At 63.9% G+C, this 15,022-nt stretch carries 15 protein-coding genes and 2 tRNA genes; 6 read left to right on the forward strand and 11 right to left on the reverse strand.

Features of this window, described 5'->3' with window-relative positions:
• Positions 1-35: 35 nt before the first annotated feature.
• The gene (locus tag EPO52_RS09345; RefSeq protein WP_290805123.1) at positions 36-575 is read right to left on the reverse strand and encodes a peptidylprolyl isomerase; all 540 of its coding nucleotides are present in this window, start codon (positions 573-575) and stop codon (positions 36-38) included.
• A gap of 143 nt (positions 576-718) precedes the next feature.
• Between EPO52_RS09345 and EPO52_RS09350 the strand changes: the two genes are divergently transcribed.
• Entirely contained in the window at positions 719-1,270 is a 552-nt protein-coding gene (locus EPO52_RS09350) for a hypothetical protein (RefSeq protein ID WP_290805125.1), read from the forward strand.
• 65 nt (positions 1,271-1,335) lie between these two features.
• Here the strand turns inward: EPO52_RS09350 and EPO52_RS09355 are convergent.
• The 10 genes from EPO52_RS09355 to dnaA all read right to left on the reverse strand — a co-directional run bounded on the left by EPO52_RS09355 (position 1,336) and on the right by dnaA (position 12,315).
• Positions 1,336-1,408 (reverse strand) — tRNA-Ala (locus EPO52_RS09355).
• A 43-nt stretch (positions 1,409-1,451) separates the two neighbouring features.
• Positions 1,452-1,525 (reverse strand) — tRNA-Ile (locus tag EPO52_RS09360).
• A 56-nt stretch (positions 1,526-1,581) separates the two neighbouring features.
• Complete coding sequence (locus EPO52_RS09365; protein WP_290805128.1) at positions 1,582-1,989, reverse strand: DUF3566 domain-containing protein; 408 nt, start codon at positions 1,987-1,989, stop codon at positions 1,582-1,584.
• On the reverse strand, positions 1,982-4,546 hold the full coding sequence (gene gyrA, locus EPO52_RS09370) for a DNA gyrase subunit A (RefSeq protein ID WP_290805131.1): 2,565 nt from the start codon (positions 4,544-4,546) through the stop codon (positions 1,982-1,984). Before gyrA ends, EPO52_RS09365 begins: the two co-directional genes overlap by 8 nt.
• Positions 4,547-4,594: 48 nt before the next feature.
• Entirely contained in the window at positions 4,595-6,568 is a 1,974-nt protein-coding gene (gene gyrB, locus EPO52_RS09375) for a DNA topoisomerase (ATP-hydrolyzing) subunit B (protein ID WP_290805134.1), read from the reverse strand.
• 136 nt (positions 6,569-6,704) lie between these two features.
• A complete protein-coding gene (locus EPO52_RS09380; RefSeq protein WP_290805137.1) occupies positions 6,705-7,190 on the reverse strand; it encodes a DciA family protein in 486 nt (161 codons plus the stop codon).
• A complete protein-coding gene (gene recF, locus EPO52_RS09385; protein ID WP_290805139.1) occupies positions 7,190-8,392 on the reverse strand; it encodes a DNA replication/repair protein RecF in 1,203 nt (400 codons plus the stop codon). The genes EPO52_RS09380 and recF overlap by 1 nt, the downstream gene beginning before the upstream one ends.
• Before the next feature lie 14 nt (positions 8,393-8,406).
• On the reverse strand, positions 8,407-9,294 hold the full coding sequence (gene gnd / locus EPO52_RS09390) for a phosphogluconate dehydrogenase (NAD(+)-dependent, decarboxylating) (RefSeq protein ID WP_290805141.1): 888 nt from the start codon (positions 9,292-9,294) through the stop codon (positions 8,407-8,409).
• 40 nt (positions 9,295-9,334) lie between these two features.
• Positions 9,335-10,480 carry a DNA polymerase III subunit beta gene (dnaN, locus tag EPO52_RS09395; RefSeq protein WP_290805143.1) on the reverse strand — a complete coding sequence of 382 codons (1,146 nt, stop codon included), beginning with the start codon at positions 10,478-10,480 and terminating at the stop codon, positions 9,335-9,337.
• A 389-nt stretch (positions 10,481-10,869) separates the two neighbouring features.
• The gene (gene dnaA / locus EPO52_RS09400; RefSeq protein WP_290805145.1) at positions 10,870-12,315 is read right to left on the reverse strand and encodes a chromosomal replication initiator protein DnaA; all 1,446 of its coding nucleotides are present in this window, start codon (positions 12,313-12,315) and stop codon (positions 10,870-10,872) included.
• 341 nt (positions 12,316-12,656) lie between these two features.
• Between dnaA and rpmH the strand changes: the two genes are divergently transcribed.
• The 5 genes from rpmH to EPO52_RS09425 are packed head-to-tail and all read left to right on the forward strand — an operon-like array spanning position 12,657 to position 14,991.
• Positions 12,657-12,794 (forward strand): 50S ribosomal protein L34, encoded by a 138-nt coding sequence (rpmH, locus tag EPO52_RS09405; RefSeq protein ID WP_055810406.1) that lies wholly within the window; start codon positions 12,657-12,659, stop codon positions 12,792-12,794.
• Positions 12,795-12,813: 19 nt separating this feature from the next.
• Entirely contained in the window at positions 12,814-13,155 is a 342-nt protein-coding gene (rnpA, locus tag EPO52_RS09410; RefSeq protein WP_290805158.1) for a ribonuclease P protein component, read from the forward strand.
• Positions 13,152-13,460, forward strand: coding sequence for a membrane protein insertion efficiency factor YidD (yidD, locus tag EPO52_RS09415; RefSeq protein WP_290805161.1), 309 nt, complete (start codon positions 13,152-13,154; stop codon positions 13,458-13,460). The genes rnpA and yidD overlap by 4 nt, the downstream gene beginning before the upstream one ends.
• Positions 13,461-13,474: 14 nt before the next feature.
• On the forward strand, positions 13,475-14,440 hold the full coding sequence (gene yidC / locus EPO52_RS09420) for a membrane protein insertase YidC (RefSeq protein WP_290806180.1): 966 nt from the start codon (positions 13,475-13,477) through the stop codon (positions 14,438-14,440).
• Positions 14,437-14,991, forward strand: coding sequence for a R3H domain-containing nucleic acid-binding protein (locus EPO52_RS09425; RefSeq protein ID WP_290805163.1), 555 nt, complete (start codon positions 14,437-14,439; stop codon positions 14,989-14,991). Before yidC ends, EPO52_RS09425 begins: the two co-directional genes overlap by 4 nt.
• Positions 14,992-15,022 lie beyond the last annotated feature (31 nt).

A 15,022-nucleotide genomic window follows, 5' to 3' on the forward strand; every position in this document is an offset into this window, starting at 1 on the left:
AGGTCAGCGGCAGCGCGCGGTGGGAGCGTCGGGGCTCAGACGGCCTCGACGGTGACGCTCTCGAGAACGACCTCGTCGAGCGGGCGGTCGTAGGCGTCGGTGGCCACGCCGGCGAGCTTGTCGACGATGCGGCGGGAGGCGTCATCCGCCACCTCGCCGAAGATGGTGTGCTTGCCCTGCAGCCAGGTGGTGGGGCCAACGGTGATGAAGAACTGCGAGCCGTTGGTGCCCTTGCCGCCCTGGATGCCGGCGTTCGCCATGGCCAGGATGTAGGGCTCGGTGAAGTTGAGCTCGGGGTTGATCTCGTCGTCGAACTTGAAGCCGGGGCCGCCCGTGCCGTTGCCGAGCGGGTCGCCACCCTGGATCATGAAGCCGGGGATGATGCGGTGGAACACGATGCCGTCGTAGAGCGGTGCGTTCGTGGGCTTGCCGGTCTTCGGGTCGGTCCACTCGATCTCGCCCGAGGCGAGGCCGATGAAGTTCTTGACGGTCTTCGGGGCGTGGTGACCGTAGAGGTTCACGACGATCGGGCCGTGGTTGGTGGTGAGGGTGGCGACGTGGGTATGTGCGGGCATGATCCTAATTCTGTCACACGACCCTCCGGCATCCAGCGAGGCCCCAGGGTATGCGGAGTGGATGATCAGCGCCACGAACTACTGAACCAGAGCAGAGCGTGCCAAGATGAGGATGACCGTGCTCTCGCCGATGGAGGTTTCTTATGAGTCTTTCCCGCAAGCGTCGTAAGGCGCTCAAGCGCCTGAAAGGGACTGCGGAAGACCTGTGGGTCGACCAGCAGGATGTGATCGAACGCGCCAACGCGATTCTTCGTGAGGCCGGAAAGCAGGCGAGCTTCCTCACCGATGAGGAGATCAAGCCGCGCGTGAAGAGCGCGGTGGGCACCGGTACCGCCGTCGTGAGCCGCAAGGTCGCCGATGTGAAAGTGGCCGGCGAGACCGCCAAGAAGCAGTTCACCAACGATGTGCTCCCGGCCCTCGCCGGAACCATCGGCTCGGCGGCGGCGGTGCTCCAAGCATCGCGCAACCCCGAGTTCGTGAAGCAGGCCGGCAAGAAGGCCGGCAAGGCGGCGAAGGCCCTCGAGAAGTCCGCCCCGAAGTCGGCCGGTTCGAAGGTCGGTCTCGTCTTCGCGATCAGCCTCGGAGTCGTGACGGCAGTCGGCCTGGGCTACGCGCTCTGGCAGACCTTCCGTGCCGACGACGAGCTGTGGATCGCCGACGAAGACCCGGAGCCCGAGACCAACCCGGAGAGCTGACAGCCCTCCCACAACGAAAGAAGCCCCGCGCAGATGCGTGGGGCTTCTTTCGTATTTCAGTGGAGTGGAGCCTGGGAGAATCGAACTCCCGACATCCTGCTTGCAAAGCAGGCGCTCTACCAACTGAGCTAAGGCCCCCCATAAGACTCTCGTCTCTGGGAGATTTCTTGTGGATCTCTCGTGGGGCTACAAGGACTTGAACCTTGGACCTCTTCGTTATCAGCGAAGCGCTCTAACCGCCTGAGCTATAGCCCCGTTTTTTGACCAGAGTAGAGACTACCTTACGTCTGGCCTGTTCCCGAAATCGGCCGTCACTTGTTGGTGAAGCCGAGCATGATGCCGCCCGTGATGCGCACGGCGAGGTTGTAGAGCGCCGCTCCGATCGCACCGAGAGCGGTGATGACGATGACGTTGAGCACGCCGACGACCACCGCGAAGCCCATCACCTGCGGCAGCGACGCGAAGTCGAACAGGTTGAAGTTACCCTGTCCGGCGATGTCCTGCAGCAGAGTGTTGACGGAGTCGAACACACCGGTCTGGTTGAGCACCGACCACACGAGGAACGCGGCGACCACGGTGATGATCCCGAGGATGATCGCGAGGAGGAAGGAGATCTTCAGCACCGACCAGAAGTCGATGTAGACCAGCTTCAGTCGAACCTGCTTGGTGCTGGCGACTCTTGCCGTCTTCTTCGCGAATTTGTCGCCAAGATTACTCATCCGTCGTTACGTCCTCTCCAGGGGCACTGTTCGCGCCTGCGCTGTCCTCGGCCGCACCTTCCGCGGCTTCGGAGCCCTCTTCGAGCTCCGCGACCAGGTTGCGTTCCGTGTTCTTGGCGACTTCGATGATCCTGTCATCATCCGCGAAACGGGCGAAGACAACGCCCATCGTGTCGCGTCCCTTGGCCGGTACTTCGGCCACGGCAGAGCGTACCACCTTGCCACTGGCAAGAACCACAAGGACCTCGTCGTCCTCGCCCACGATGAGCGACCCGATGAGATCGCCACGGGCATCCTGCAATTTGGCCACCTTGATGCCCAGACCGCCGCGGCCCTGCACCCGGTACTCGTCGACCGAGGTGCGCTTCGCGTAGCCGCCCTCGGTGACGATGAACACGTAGCCCTCGTCGGAGACGACGTTGGCACCCTGCAGCGAATCCTCGCCGCGGAACTTCATGCCGATGACTCCGGATGTCGCGCGACCCATCGGCCGCAGGGCCTCGTCACTCGCCGTGAAGCGGATCGACATACCCTTCTTCGACACCAGCAGCAGGTCGCTGTCCTCGTTCACGAGAAGCGCCGACACCAGTTCGTCGCCCTCGCGCAGGTTGATGGCGATGATGCCGCCCGAGCGGTTCGTGTCGTACTCCGTGAGCGCGGTCTTCTTCAGCAACCCGTCACGCGTGGCGAGCACGAGGTACTGCGCGGCCTGGTAGTCGCGGATGTCGAGGATCTGGGTGATCTGCTCCTCGGGTGCCAGCGCGAGCAGGTTGGCCACGTGCTGACCCTTCGCATCCCGCCCCGCCTCCTGCAGCTCGTAGGCCTTGGCACGGTACACCCGGCCCGTGTTCGTGAAGAACAGGAGCCAGTGGTGGGTGGTGGTGACGAAGAAGTGCTCCACCACGTCGTCGGCCCGCAACTGAGCGCCCTTGACGCCCTTGCCGCCGCGGTGCTGGCTGCGGTAGTTGTCGCTGCGCGTGCGCTTGACGTAGCCACCGCGGGTGACCGTGACCACCATCTCCTCCTCGGGGATGAGGTCTTCGATGTTCATGTCGCCGTCGAAGCCGAACATGATCTCGGTGCGCCGGTCGTCGCCGAACTTGTCGACGATCTCGGTGAGCTCCTCCATGATGATGGTGCGCTGACGCTCGGGCGAGCCGAGGATGACGTTGTACTCGTCGATCTTCGCCTGGAGCTCCGTGGCCTCGTCCTGGATCTTCTGGCGCTCGAGAGCGGCCAGACGGCGCAGCTGCAGCTCGAGGATCGCGCGAGCCTGCAGCTCATCGATGTCGAGAAGGTCGATCAGGCCGTCGCGGGCTTCCTCCACGGTGGGCGATCGGCGGATGAGGGCGATCACCTCGTCGAGGGCGTCGAGCGCCTTGAGATAGCCGAGCAGGATGTGCATGCGCGCTTCGGCCTCGCGCAGGCGGAACCGTGTGCGCCGCACGATGACGTCGATCTGGTGCGCGACCCACTCGGTGATGAAACCGTCGAGCGGCAGGGTGCGCGGGATGCCGTCGACGATCGCCAGCATGTTGGCACCGAAGTTGTCCTGCAGGGGCGTGTGCTTGTAGAGGTTGTTGAGCACCACCTTCGCCACGGCGTCGCGCTTCAGCACGATCACGAGGCGCTGGCCGGTGCGGCCGGATGTCTCATCCCGGATGTCGGCGATGCCCGCGAGCTTGCCGTCTTTCACCAGGTCGGCGATCTTGATCGCCAGGTTGTCAGGGTTCACCTGGTAGGGCAGTTCCGTGACAACGAGGCAGGTTCGACCCTGCAGCTCCTCGACGCTCACGACGGCGCGCATGGTGATGGAGCCGCGCCCGGTGCGGTATGCATCCTGGATGCCCTTGATGCCCAGGATCTGCGCGCCCGTCGGGAAGTCGGGTCCCTTGATGCGCTCGAGCAGCGCGTCGAGCAGCTCCTCGCGCGACGCCTCGGGGTTCTCGAGGTACCAGATGGCGCCGGCGGCGACCTCGCGGAGGTTGTGCGGCGGGATGTTGGTGGCCATGCCCACCGCGATACCGACCGATCCGTTCACCAGGAGGTTCGGGAAGCGGGCGGGCAGCACGACGGGCTCGAGCGTACGGCCGTCGTAGTTGTCCTGGAAGTCGACGGTCTCCTCGGTGATGTCACGCACCATCTCGAGGGCGAGCGGGGCCATCTTCGTCTCGGTGTACCGCGGGGCGGCGGCGCCGTCGTTGCCGGGTGACCCGAAGTTGCCCTGGCCGAGGGCCAGCGGGTAGCGCAGGCTCCAGGGCTGGATGAGGCGAACGAGGGTGTCGTAGATCGAGGTGTCACCGTGCGGGTGGAACTGGCCCATCACCTCGCCGACGACGCGCGCCGACTTGGAGAACGCCCGGTCGGGCCGGTAGCCGCCGTCGTACATCGCGTAGATCACACGGCGATGCACGGGCTTCAAGCCGTCGCGCACATCCGGGAGCGCCCGCCCTACGATCACGCTCATGGCGTAGTCGAGGTACGAGCGCTGCATCTCGAGCTGCAGGTCGACCTGCTCGATGCGGTCGCCGGCAGGAGGAGTCAATTCATCCGTCATGGTTCAGGTATCAGTCTCTGTCGGTGATCGGGCTGTACTGGTGCGGGCTCAGATGTCGAGGAAGCGCACGTCTTTGGCGTTCTTCTGGATGAAGTTGCGCCTCGACTCCACGTCTTCGCCCATCAGCGTGCTGAAGATCTCGTCGGCCGCCGCGGCGTCGTCGAGCGTGATCTGGCGAAGGGTTCGCGTGTCGGGATCCATCGTGGTGTCCCAGAGTTCGCGGTAGTCCATCTCACCGAGACCCTTGTAGCGCTGGATGCCGTTCTCCTTGGGGATGCGCTTGCCGGCGGCCTGGCCGTCGACGAGCAGCGCATCGCGCTCCGCATCCGAGTACACGTACTCGTGCGGGGAATTCGACCACTTCAGGCGGTAGAGCGGCGGCATCGCGAGGTACACGTAGCCGAGCTCGATGAGCGGCCGCATGTAGCGGAACACGAGGGTGAGCAGCAGTGTGGTGATGTGCTGGCCGTCGACGTCGGCATCGGCCATCAGCACGATCTTGTGGTAGCGCGCCTTCTCGGGGTTGAAGTCCTCACCGATACCCGCGCCGAACGCGGTGATCATGGCCTGAACCTCGTTGTTGCCGAGGGCACGGTCGAGGCGGGCCTTCTCCACGTTCAGGATCTTGCCGCGCAGCGGCAGGATGGCCTGGGTCTCGGGGTTGCGGCCCTGGATGGCGGAGCCGCCGGCCGAGTCGCCCTCCACGATGAAGATCTCGCTCTTGGCGGGGTCGCGGCTCGAGCAGTCCTTGAGCTTGCCCGGCATGCCGCCGCCCTCGAGCAGGCCCTTGCGCCGGGTCTGCTCGCGCGCCTTCCGGGCGGCAAGGCGGGCCTGCGACGCCTGGATCGCCTTGCGGATGATGTCCCGCGCCTGAACGGGGTTGCGGTCGAACCAGTCGGTGAGCTCGGTGCCCACCACACGCTGCACGAAGGCCTTCGCCTCGGTGTTGCCGAGTTTCGTCTTCGTCTGGCCCTCGAACTGCGGTTCGGCGAGCTTGATCGAGATCACCGCGGTGAGACCCTCGCGAACGTCGTCGCCCGAGAGGTTGTCGTCTTTCTCCTTGATGATGTTCTTCTCGCGCGCGTACTTGTTCACCAGCGTGGTGAGCGCGGCGCGGAAGCCCTCTTCGTGCGTTCCGCCCTCGTGGGTGTTGATGGTGTTCGCGTAGGTGTGGACGCTCTCGGTGTACCCGGTGGTCCACTGCATGGCCACCTCGAGGGCGATCTTGCGCTCGGTGTCCTCCTGCTCGAACGAGATGATCTCCTCGTTCACGAGTTCGTTCTTCTTCGAGCGGTTGAGGTACTCGACGTAGTCCTTCAGACCGTTCTCGTAGAGGTACTTCACCACGACGTCATCGGCCGTGCCGTCTTCGCCGCCGCGCTCGTCGGTGAGGGTGATGGCGAGGCCCTTGTTGAGGAAGGCCATCTGCTGGAACCGTGCACGGAGCGTCTCGTAGTCGAACACCGTGGTCTCGAAGATGTCGGGGTTCGGCCAGAAGGTGGTCTTGGTGCCGGTCTCGTCTGTGGCCTCACCCTTTTCCAAGGGGGCCTGGGGCACGCCGATCTTGTAGCTCTGGCGGTACACGTTGCCCTGCCGGCGCACCTCGACATCGAGGTCGCTCGAGAGAGCGTTCACCACGGATGAGCCCACGCCGTGCAGACCGCCCGACACCGCGTAGCCGCCACCGCCGAACTTGCCACCCGCGTGCAGCACGGTGAGCACGACCTCGACGGTCGACTTCTTCTCGGTCGGGTGCATGTCGACCGGGATGCCTCGGCCGTCGTCGGTGACCGTGATACCGCCGTCTTTGCGCATCACCACCTCGATATGGGTGGCGTAGCCGGCGAGAGCCTCGTCGACCGAGTTGTCGACGATCTCGTACACAAGGTGGTGCAGACCACGGGGGCCGGTGGAACCGATGTACATGCCCGGGCGTTTGCGCACCGCCTCGAGGCCTTCAAGAACCTGGATCTGGTCCGCGCCGTACTCGTTGTCAGGGTGGACCTTGTCCGATTCAGACATATGGAAATGTGCTCCTCAGTGTCGCGCCCAACGGCCGGGCAAGACGACCCTTAATTCTATCAAACGAAGCACGCTATTCGACGGTCATATGCCGTTCTGGCGGGTTTATTTTGCGGCGGTGACCACATTTGCCTACTCAGCCGTAGGTATCGCGAGGGCCCCGCCCTGGAATCGATCTGGAGCCCCGTTTCCAGGATGGGGCGTGGGGCGCTTCGAACCGGATCGACTCGATGCCCGCATCCGGGAATCGCTGCGCGATGGTGGTCATGATCAGAACACGCATGTGCCGCAGCTGTGTCGCCCACGCCGTGGAGTCGCACTGGACGGTGAGCACGGAGTCGGTGATACCGATGGGCCGGCTGTGCTCGGCGGTCTCGGGTCCGGCGATCTCGGTCCAGGCGAGGAGCAGGTCGGACTTCGCCAGGGACGAGGTCCAGCCGAGCTCGGTGGAGAGCGACGACATCACGTCGCCGAGACCGTGCGGATCGCGGCCCTTGCCGTAGGGCACGTTCTCGTCGTCGTCGCGGGCGCGGCTCTTCTTCGCGCGCCAGCGCGCGCCGCGGGCGGCCGGATCACCGAAGGCCGTCTTCAGGCGGAGGTAGACGTTCTGCGCCTCGGACATCAGGCGGCGCCCGCATCGGGTGGTGAGTCGCTGCCGGCATCCGGGGTCTCGACGATCGTTCCTGACGAGATCCGCACCGTGTGCGAGGTGAGCTCGGGCGGCACGTCGTCGTACACCGCTGCCGTGATGAGCACCTGCTGGTAGCCCTTCACCGCATCCGCCAGCCGGCCCCGGCGGCGCTGGTCGAGTTCGGCGAACACGTCGTCGAGGATCACGATCGGATCGCCCGACACCGAGTCGGAGCGCAGCAGCTCGGCACAGGCGAGTTTCAGCGCGAGGGCGAACGACCACGATTCACCGTGGCTCGCGTAGCCCTTCGCCGGCAGCTCGTTGAGTCGGAAGAGCACGTCGTCGCGGTGCGGCCCCACCAGGGTGATTCCGCGATCGCGCTCCGCCCGGGCCACCTTGTCCAATGCCGCACGGAAGGCCGACGCGATTCCCGCCCGGTCGAGGGTGGCCTGCGTCTGGGCGCCCGGATCGTCGTCGTCACGCTCGGGGTGGTCGGCCAGGATGCTCAGCACCACATCGAGGGTCGGCTCCTGGTCCGAGCCCGCAACCGCCTGGTAGGCGGAGCGCACAAACGGGGCGAGGGCATCGACGATGGCGAGACGCTCGGCCATGATCTCCGATCCGAGCTCGACGAGACGCTCGTTCCACAGCTCGAGGGTGGAGAGCTTGGCATCCTTCAACCCGGATGCGCGGGCCGACTTGAGCAGAGCGTTTCGCTGCTTCAGAACCCGCTCGTAGTCACCGAACACTCCGAGGAGTCTCGGCGACTTCGCTCCGAGCAGAGCATCCACGAACCGGCGTCGTGTCGACGGTTCACCGCGGATGAGTGCCAGGTCTTCGGGCGCGAACAGCACCGTGGAGATGTAGCGCGGTAGTTCGCGCGGTTTGATCGCCGAGCGGTTCACCTGTGCCCGGTTCGCCCCCGAGCGGTTGATCTGCACCTCGACGAGCAGATCGCGACCCTCGTTCTCCAGCCGCGCCCGGATGACGGCGGAATCCTTCGACGCCCGGATGAGAGCCTGATCGCTCGACACCCGGTGCGACCCGAGGGTACTCAGGTAACCGAGCGACTCGACGAGATTCGTCTTGCCCTGCCCATTGCTCCCCACGAAGAGATTGGCACCGGGCTCCAGAGCGACATCCGCTGTCTCGTAGTTGCGGAAGTCGGTGAGGCTCAGGTGTCGTACCAGCAAGGGCGGGCGAGGCGTCAGTCGAGTTCTTTGACCGCGTGGCCACCGAACTGGTTGCGCAGCGCGGCGACGGCCTTCATCGACGGTGAATCGTCTTGACGCGACACGAAGCGGGCGAAGATCGACGCGCTGATGGCGGGCATCGGCACGGCGTTCTCGATGGCCTCTTCGAGCGTCCAGCGGCCCTCGCCCGAGTCGTCCACGTAACCCTGGATGTCGTGGAACTCGGGGTCGGCCTCGAGGGCGCGCACGAGGAGCTCGAGCAGCCAGGAGCGTACGACCGTGCCGCGCTGCCAGGCCTTGAAGGTTCCGGTGACATCTTTGATGATGTCCTTCTTGGCGTCGAGGAGTTCGTAGCCCTCCGCGTAGGCCTGCATGATGCCGTACTCGATGCCGTTGTGCACCATCTTGGCGTAGTGGCCGGCGCCGACCTCGCCCACGTGCACGAAGCCTTCGGCGCGCGGCCCTTCAGGGCGCAGCGCATCGAAGATCGGCATGGCGCGCTCGACGTTCTCGGCGGTACCACCGACCATGAGGCCGTAGCCGTTCTCGAGGCCCCAGACACCGCCGGAGACTCCCGCATCCATGAACTGGATGCCCTTGGGGGCGAGGAACTCGGAGTGCTTGAAGTCTTCGGTCCACTTCGAGTTGCCGCCGTCGATGATGAGATCGCCCTCATCCAGAACCTCGGAGAGGTCGTGGATGACCGAGTCGGTGATGGCGCCGGCCGGAACCATGACCCACACGATGCGAGGCGCCGGGAGCGCAGCGGCGAGAGCCGTGAGGTCGGGCACATCGCTGACCGCGGGGTTCGTGTCGTAACCGACCACGTCGATGCCCGACTTCTTCAGGCGGGCACGCATGTTGTTGCCCATTTTGCCCAGACCGATGAGTCCGATGTTCATGACCGTCTCCTTGAGTGAGTGTTCGGCCTGCGGCGCGTGATCAGCGCAGCAGGAGGTTCGGCTGAAGCAGGTACTTGTAGTCGTCCGACCCCGGCTGGTCTTTCGACGACTGGCTCGTGATGAGAACCGGACCCGGCTTGTTCGGGTTGTCGGTCTTCGTGAACGAGATGCGCACGAATTCCGAGTGCACCGCGGACAGGCCGTCGAGCAGGAACTGCGGCTTGAGCGACACCACTGTGTCATCGCCGGTGAGCAGGGCGTCGATGGTCTCCGACGCCTGGGCCTGCTCGGAGCCGATGGCCTCGAGCGTCACACCGTCGATCGTGAAGGTGAAGCGCAGCGCGGCCTCGCGCTCGAGCACCAGGGACACGCGCTTGGTGGCCTCGATCAGGTCGGCCGTGTTGATCACCGCGTAGTTGTCGACGGTTTCGGGGAAGAGTCGCTTCACCGGCGGGAAGTTGCCCTTGATGAGCAGCGTGGTGACGGTCTTCTTGTCGCTCTTGAAGGCGATGAGCTCGCGGTCGTCGGTGTTCGTGATGGCCACCGAGATGGTGCCTGCGTTGCCGAAGGTCTTTCCCACCTCCTGGAGCGTGCGAGCCGGCACCAGCGCGGTGGCGGAGACGGTGCCCGAGTCGTTCGAATCCCAGTCGATGTTGCGCACCGCCACGCGGTAGCGGTCGGTGGCCACCAGCGAGATGCTGTTGTCGCTCACCTCGAGCTGCACGCCGGTGATCACGGGGGTGACATCGTCGCGGGATGCGGCGACGGCCACCTGGGAGACCGCGGCAGCGAACTGCTCGGCAGGGAGCAGACCCGATTCGGCCCCCACCTGAGGCAGGGTCGGGTACTCCTCGACGGGCATGCTCAGGAGCGTGAACTTCGCAGAGCCGCAGCTCACGATGATGCGCGAGTCTTCGGTCGTGAAGCGCACCGGAGCATTCGGCAGACGGTTTGCGATGTCGGAGAGCAGCCGGCCCGACACGAGGATGACCCCGGTCTCCTCGACCTCGGCGGCGATCTGCGTCTGCGCCGACACCTCGTAGTCGAACGACGACAGGGTGAGGCCCTCATCCGTCGCCTCGATCAGCACGCCGCTCAGAATCGGCAGTGTGGTGCGCTGAGGCAGCAGCTTGACGGCGAACGACACGGCTTCGCTGAACACGTCTCGGTTTACTTGGAACTTCACGAAGTCACCTCTGTCGGCATTAGAGACCTGGGGTCGCTCCATGTTATCGGGTGGATGCACCCCGACTCGGGACCAGTGTGACGAGCTGCCCGAACGACAAAGTTGTGGAATGTCATTTTCATCTAAGAGTTAATCCTTAATGGTCTTAACGTCTGTGGATATGTGGATAACTCTGTTTAAACCGCTCAGGAATTGAGAACTACACCCGTGTGAGATGTTGAACCGGTGTGTGATCGGTGTGCAGACGACATCCGGCGAGTGAACTGCGGATGACCCGTTCCACACCCGGAGCGGATCGATCAACACTGTCGGGGTAGTTATCCACAGACTTTTCACAATCTGTGGATACTGCGATTCGAGCGGGCTCTGAGGGTGGAGGCGTCGCGCACTCACGCGCTCTTGTAGCGCTGGTTGTGCTTGATGCGGGTCGAGATCTCGGTGACCTGGTTGTAGATCGACCGCTTCTCGGTCATCAGCTTGCCGATCTTGTTGTTGGCGTACATCACCGTGGTGTGATCGCGGCCGCCGAACAGCTGGCCGATCTTCGGCAGCGACAGGCTCGTCATCTCCCGGCACAGGTACATGGCTATCTGGCGTGCGGTCGCGATGGCCTGGGAGCGGCTCGAGCCGTACAGGTCGTCGACCGAGAGCTTGAAGTAGTCGGCAGTGTGGTTGATGATGTCGACGGGCGCGATGATGTTGTCGTCGTCGAGGGTGATGAGGTCTTTCAGAACCGTCTGCACGAGGGCCATGTCGACCGGGGTGCGGTTCAGGCTCGCGAACGCGGTGACTCGGATGAGGGTTCCCTCGAGCTCGCGCACATTGCTCGACACCTTCGTGGCCATGAACTCGAGGATGTCGTCGGGCACGCGGAGGCGCTCGCTCTGGGCCTTTTTGCGGAGGATCGCGATGCGGGTCTCGAGGTCGGGGGTCTGCACATCCGTGATCAGGCCCCATTCGAAACGGGTGCGCATACGGTCTTCGAAGCCCGTGAGGTGCTTCGGCGGCAGGTCGCTCGTGATGACCACCTGCTTGTTGTGGTCGTGCAGCGTATTGAACGTGTGGAAGAAGGCTTCCTGCGTCTCGGCCTTGCCCTGCAGGAACTGGATGTCGTCGATCAGCAGCAGGTCGATGTCGCGATAGCGCGAATGGAAGGCGGCGCCGCGGTTGTTGGCGATCGAGTTGATGAAGTCGTTCGTGAACTCCTCGGAGCTGACGTATCGAACGCGCACGCCGGGATAGAGACTGATGGCGTAGTGACCGATGGCGTGGAGGAGGTGGGTCTTGCCCAGCCCGGAGTCGCCGTAGATGAAGAGCGGGTTGTAGGCCTTCGCCGGCGCTTCGGCCACCGCGACCGCAGCTGCGTGGGCGAAGCGATTGGAACCGCCGATCACGAAGTTGTCGAAGCTGTACTTCGGATTGAGCCGGGTGTCGTTGTTGCGGAGGGGGCCGACGGTCTCTTGTACGGGAGGAGCGACGGATGCGGCCACGGTGTCGGGGTAGCTCGGCTCGGGTACGGCGGGTGCCGGGTCGCCATCGCCGGCGGAGGAATCGTAGGCATCGATGTCGGGATTGACCACCACCGAGAAGTTCGAGACCTGGAGGCCGGCATCCAGGGTGGCTATTGCCGCCAGGAGGGAGGGGCGAACCCGCTGCTCCAGCATGTCGCGAGTGAAGTCGTTCGGAACCTCCAGATAGAAGGAGCCGCCGAGCACGCCTTTCGGCACCACCAGGCCGAGGAAGCCTTTGAGCTGGGGGGTGATCCGAGAGTCCGAAGAAAGGACATCGAGAACGGTTCGCCAGTTGTCTTCTGTCGAGCTGGCGCCGTCAGCCAATGGAACTCCTGTCGAACGTGAAACCGTTTCGCCGAACACTCGTTCGGCACCAACCGGTTCCTGGCCCCCGCCGGCTGTTAGTAACTGTAGGCACCTAAGCTAGTGACTGCCATGCCGCAGGGCAAGTTCGGCGTATTGACGGAGCGCGTGTCATACACAGATGTTCTCCACATGCTGTGGATAATTGACTCTTTGGGCAGATCCAGTTTGACCCGGGGCGCTCCAGGCCGTAGGTTTAATCAGTTGACTTGTAGCTGTTGTGGCTACCACCAAGAATCACGACTTCTCGATCTCGGTTCCGTGCATCCGCGCGCGAACACGATCGGGCCACGGAGATCATTATGAGCAAGAGAACTTTCCAGCCGAACAACCGCCGCCGCGCCAAGGTGCACGGTTTCCGTCTGCGCATGCGCACTCGCGCGGGCCGTTCGATCCTGTCGGCGCGTCGCCGCAAGGGTCGCACCGAGCTCTCGGCCTGAGCAAGGCTGAATCCTCGCGGTGCTGGCCAAGGGCAATCGCATCACACACGGCCGTGACTATCGCGGCACGGTGCGACGTGGTGTGAAATTCGTCGGGCCGAACACCGTCACCTACATTCGCGCATCCGGTTCGACGCCGGATGCGCGTTTCGGCTTCATCGTGGCGAAATCTGTCGGGGTCGCCGTTGTGCGCAACCGGGTTCGGCGTCGCCTCAAGGCGGCGTCGTATGAGTTGCTGCCTGACGTGGCCCCGGGCGTCGACGTCGTGATCCGCGCGTTGCCCCAAGCTGCATCCCAGCCTTACCGCGTACTCTTCGAAGAACTATCGCGTTCTCTCACCAAAGGATCAGTACTCGCATGACGTCAGTGGTGACTGCGATCGTGCTGCTCCCCCGCAATCTCGCGGTTCTGGTGCTCAGGGCCTATCGTGCGGTGATCTCTCCTCTCTATGGCGACGTCTGCCGGTACTACCCCTCGTGTTCCTCTTACACCTTGCAGGCGATTCAACAGCGGGGCGTGATCGTCGGTTCGGCGATGGGCCTCTACCGCATCGCCCGGTGCCACCCCTGGGCCAAGGGAGGCGTCGACGACGTTCCGCCCGTGCGCCGGCAGAAGTACCAGCTGACGCCATTCGGTTTTGTAGTAGCTAGCCACGGAAAGGGCTAACCCCACCCATGGAAATCCCGTTTCTCGATACGATCCTCTGGCCCATCAAATGGGTCGTAGAGCTGATCCTGGTTGCCTGGCACTGGGTGTGGACCAATGTCGTCCACCTCGACCCGGGCGCCGGCCTCACCTGGGTGCTCTCGATCGTCGGCCTGGTGCTCGTGGTGCGTGCCGCCCTCATCCCCATCTTCGTGCGGCAGATCAAGAGTCAGCGCAAGATGCTCGAAGTCGCGCCACAACTCAAGAAGATCCAGGACAAGTACAAGGGCAAGAAGGATCAGTTCTCGCGCGAGGCCATGTCGCGGGAGACCATGGAGTTGTATCGCAAGACCGGTACCAACCCGCTGGCATCCTGTCTCCCTCTGCTCTTGCAGATGCCGATCTTCTTCAGCCTCTTCTCGGTGCTCAACAACGCCCAGAAGGGCCTGGCGGGTGTCGGACCGCTGAACTCGGAGCTTGGCAAGCAGTTCGGTGACGCGACACTCTTCGGTGTCGCTCCTCTGCACGACACGTTCATCGGGGCGTGGAACTCGGGTGGGCCGTGGCAGGTCATGGTGATCGCCGGCTCGATGGTGGTGCTGATGACCGCGTCGCAGTTCTACACGCAGCTGCAGATCATGTCGAAGAACCAGTCGCCTGAGGCCAAGGCGAGCCCGATGTACAAGCAGCAGCGCATGCTCCTCTACGTACTCCCCCTCGTGTTCGTCTTCTCCGGTGTGGCCTTCCCTCTCGGTGTCATGTTCTACTGGCTCACCTCGAACTTCTGGACCATGGGTCAGCAGTACCTCGTGATCCGAAACATGCCGACTCCGGGTAGTGAGGCCGCGAAGGCTCGCGAGGAGCGACTTGCACGCAAGGGCAAGCTCGAGCCGAAGAAGGGGGCGCCGGAGATCGAGTCGATCCCGGAGGTGCCCAAGACGACACAGCGTCAGCAGCCCGTGAACAAGAACCGGGCGAAGAAGCAAGGGGACAAGAAATGAGTGATGTGGCCGAGACTTCGGAGTCGACGGAGACGGTGATCATCGACCCCATCAACGGGGAGGAATCGGAAGAGTCAGCGGATGTCGCCTCGACCAGCCGCCTCGACGATGAGGGTGATGTGGCAGCCGACTACATCGAAGAGCTTCTCGATATCTGCGATCTCGATGGTGACATCGACATCGAGGTGACGGATGGGCGGGCGTACATCTCCGTCAACGCGTCTGGCGACAGCAACCTGCGAGTTCTGTCACGCCCCGACACCGTCGCTGCTTTGCAGGAGCTCACCCGCCTAGCCGTGCAGACGAAGACCGGTGAATTCTCCCGACTGATTCTGGATGTCGGCGGTAGCCGCGAGCAGCGACAGCGCGAGCTCGAGCGACTGGTGGATCACGCCATCGCTGAAATCGAGGCGGGCGCGGCATCCGCTGGTCTCGAGCCGATGTCGTCGTACGAGCGCAAGCTGGTGCATGACATCGTGGCCGCCCGCGGGTTCTCGTCGGAGTCCGAGGGCGAAGGCCGCGATCGCCACACGGTCATCTCGCGCGCATAGTTTCACGTGAAACAGTGACCTCCGAGGAATC

It is taken from the genome of Herbiconiux sp. (genome assembly GCF_004297105.1).
Classification (GTDB): domain Bacteria; phylum Actinomycetota; class Actinomycetes; order Actinomycetales; family Microbacteriaceae; genus Herbiconiux.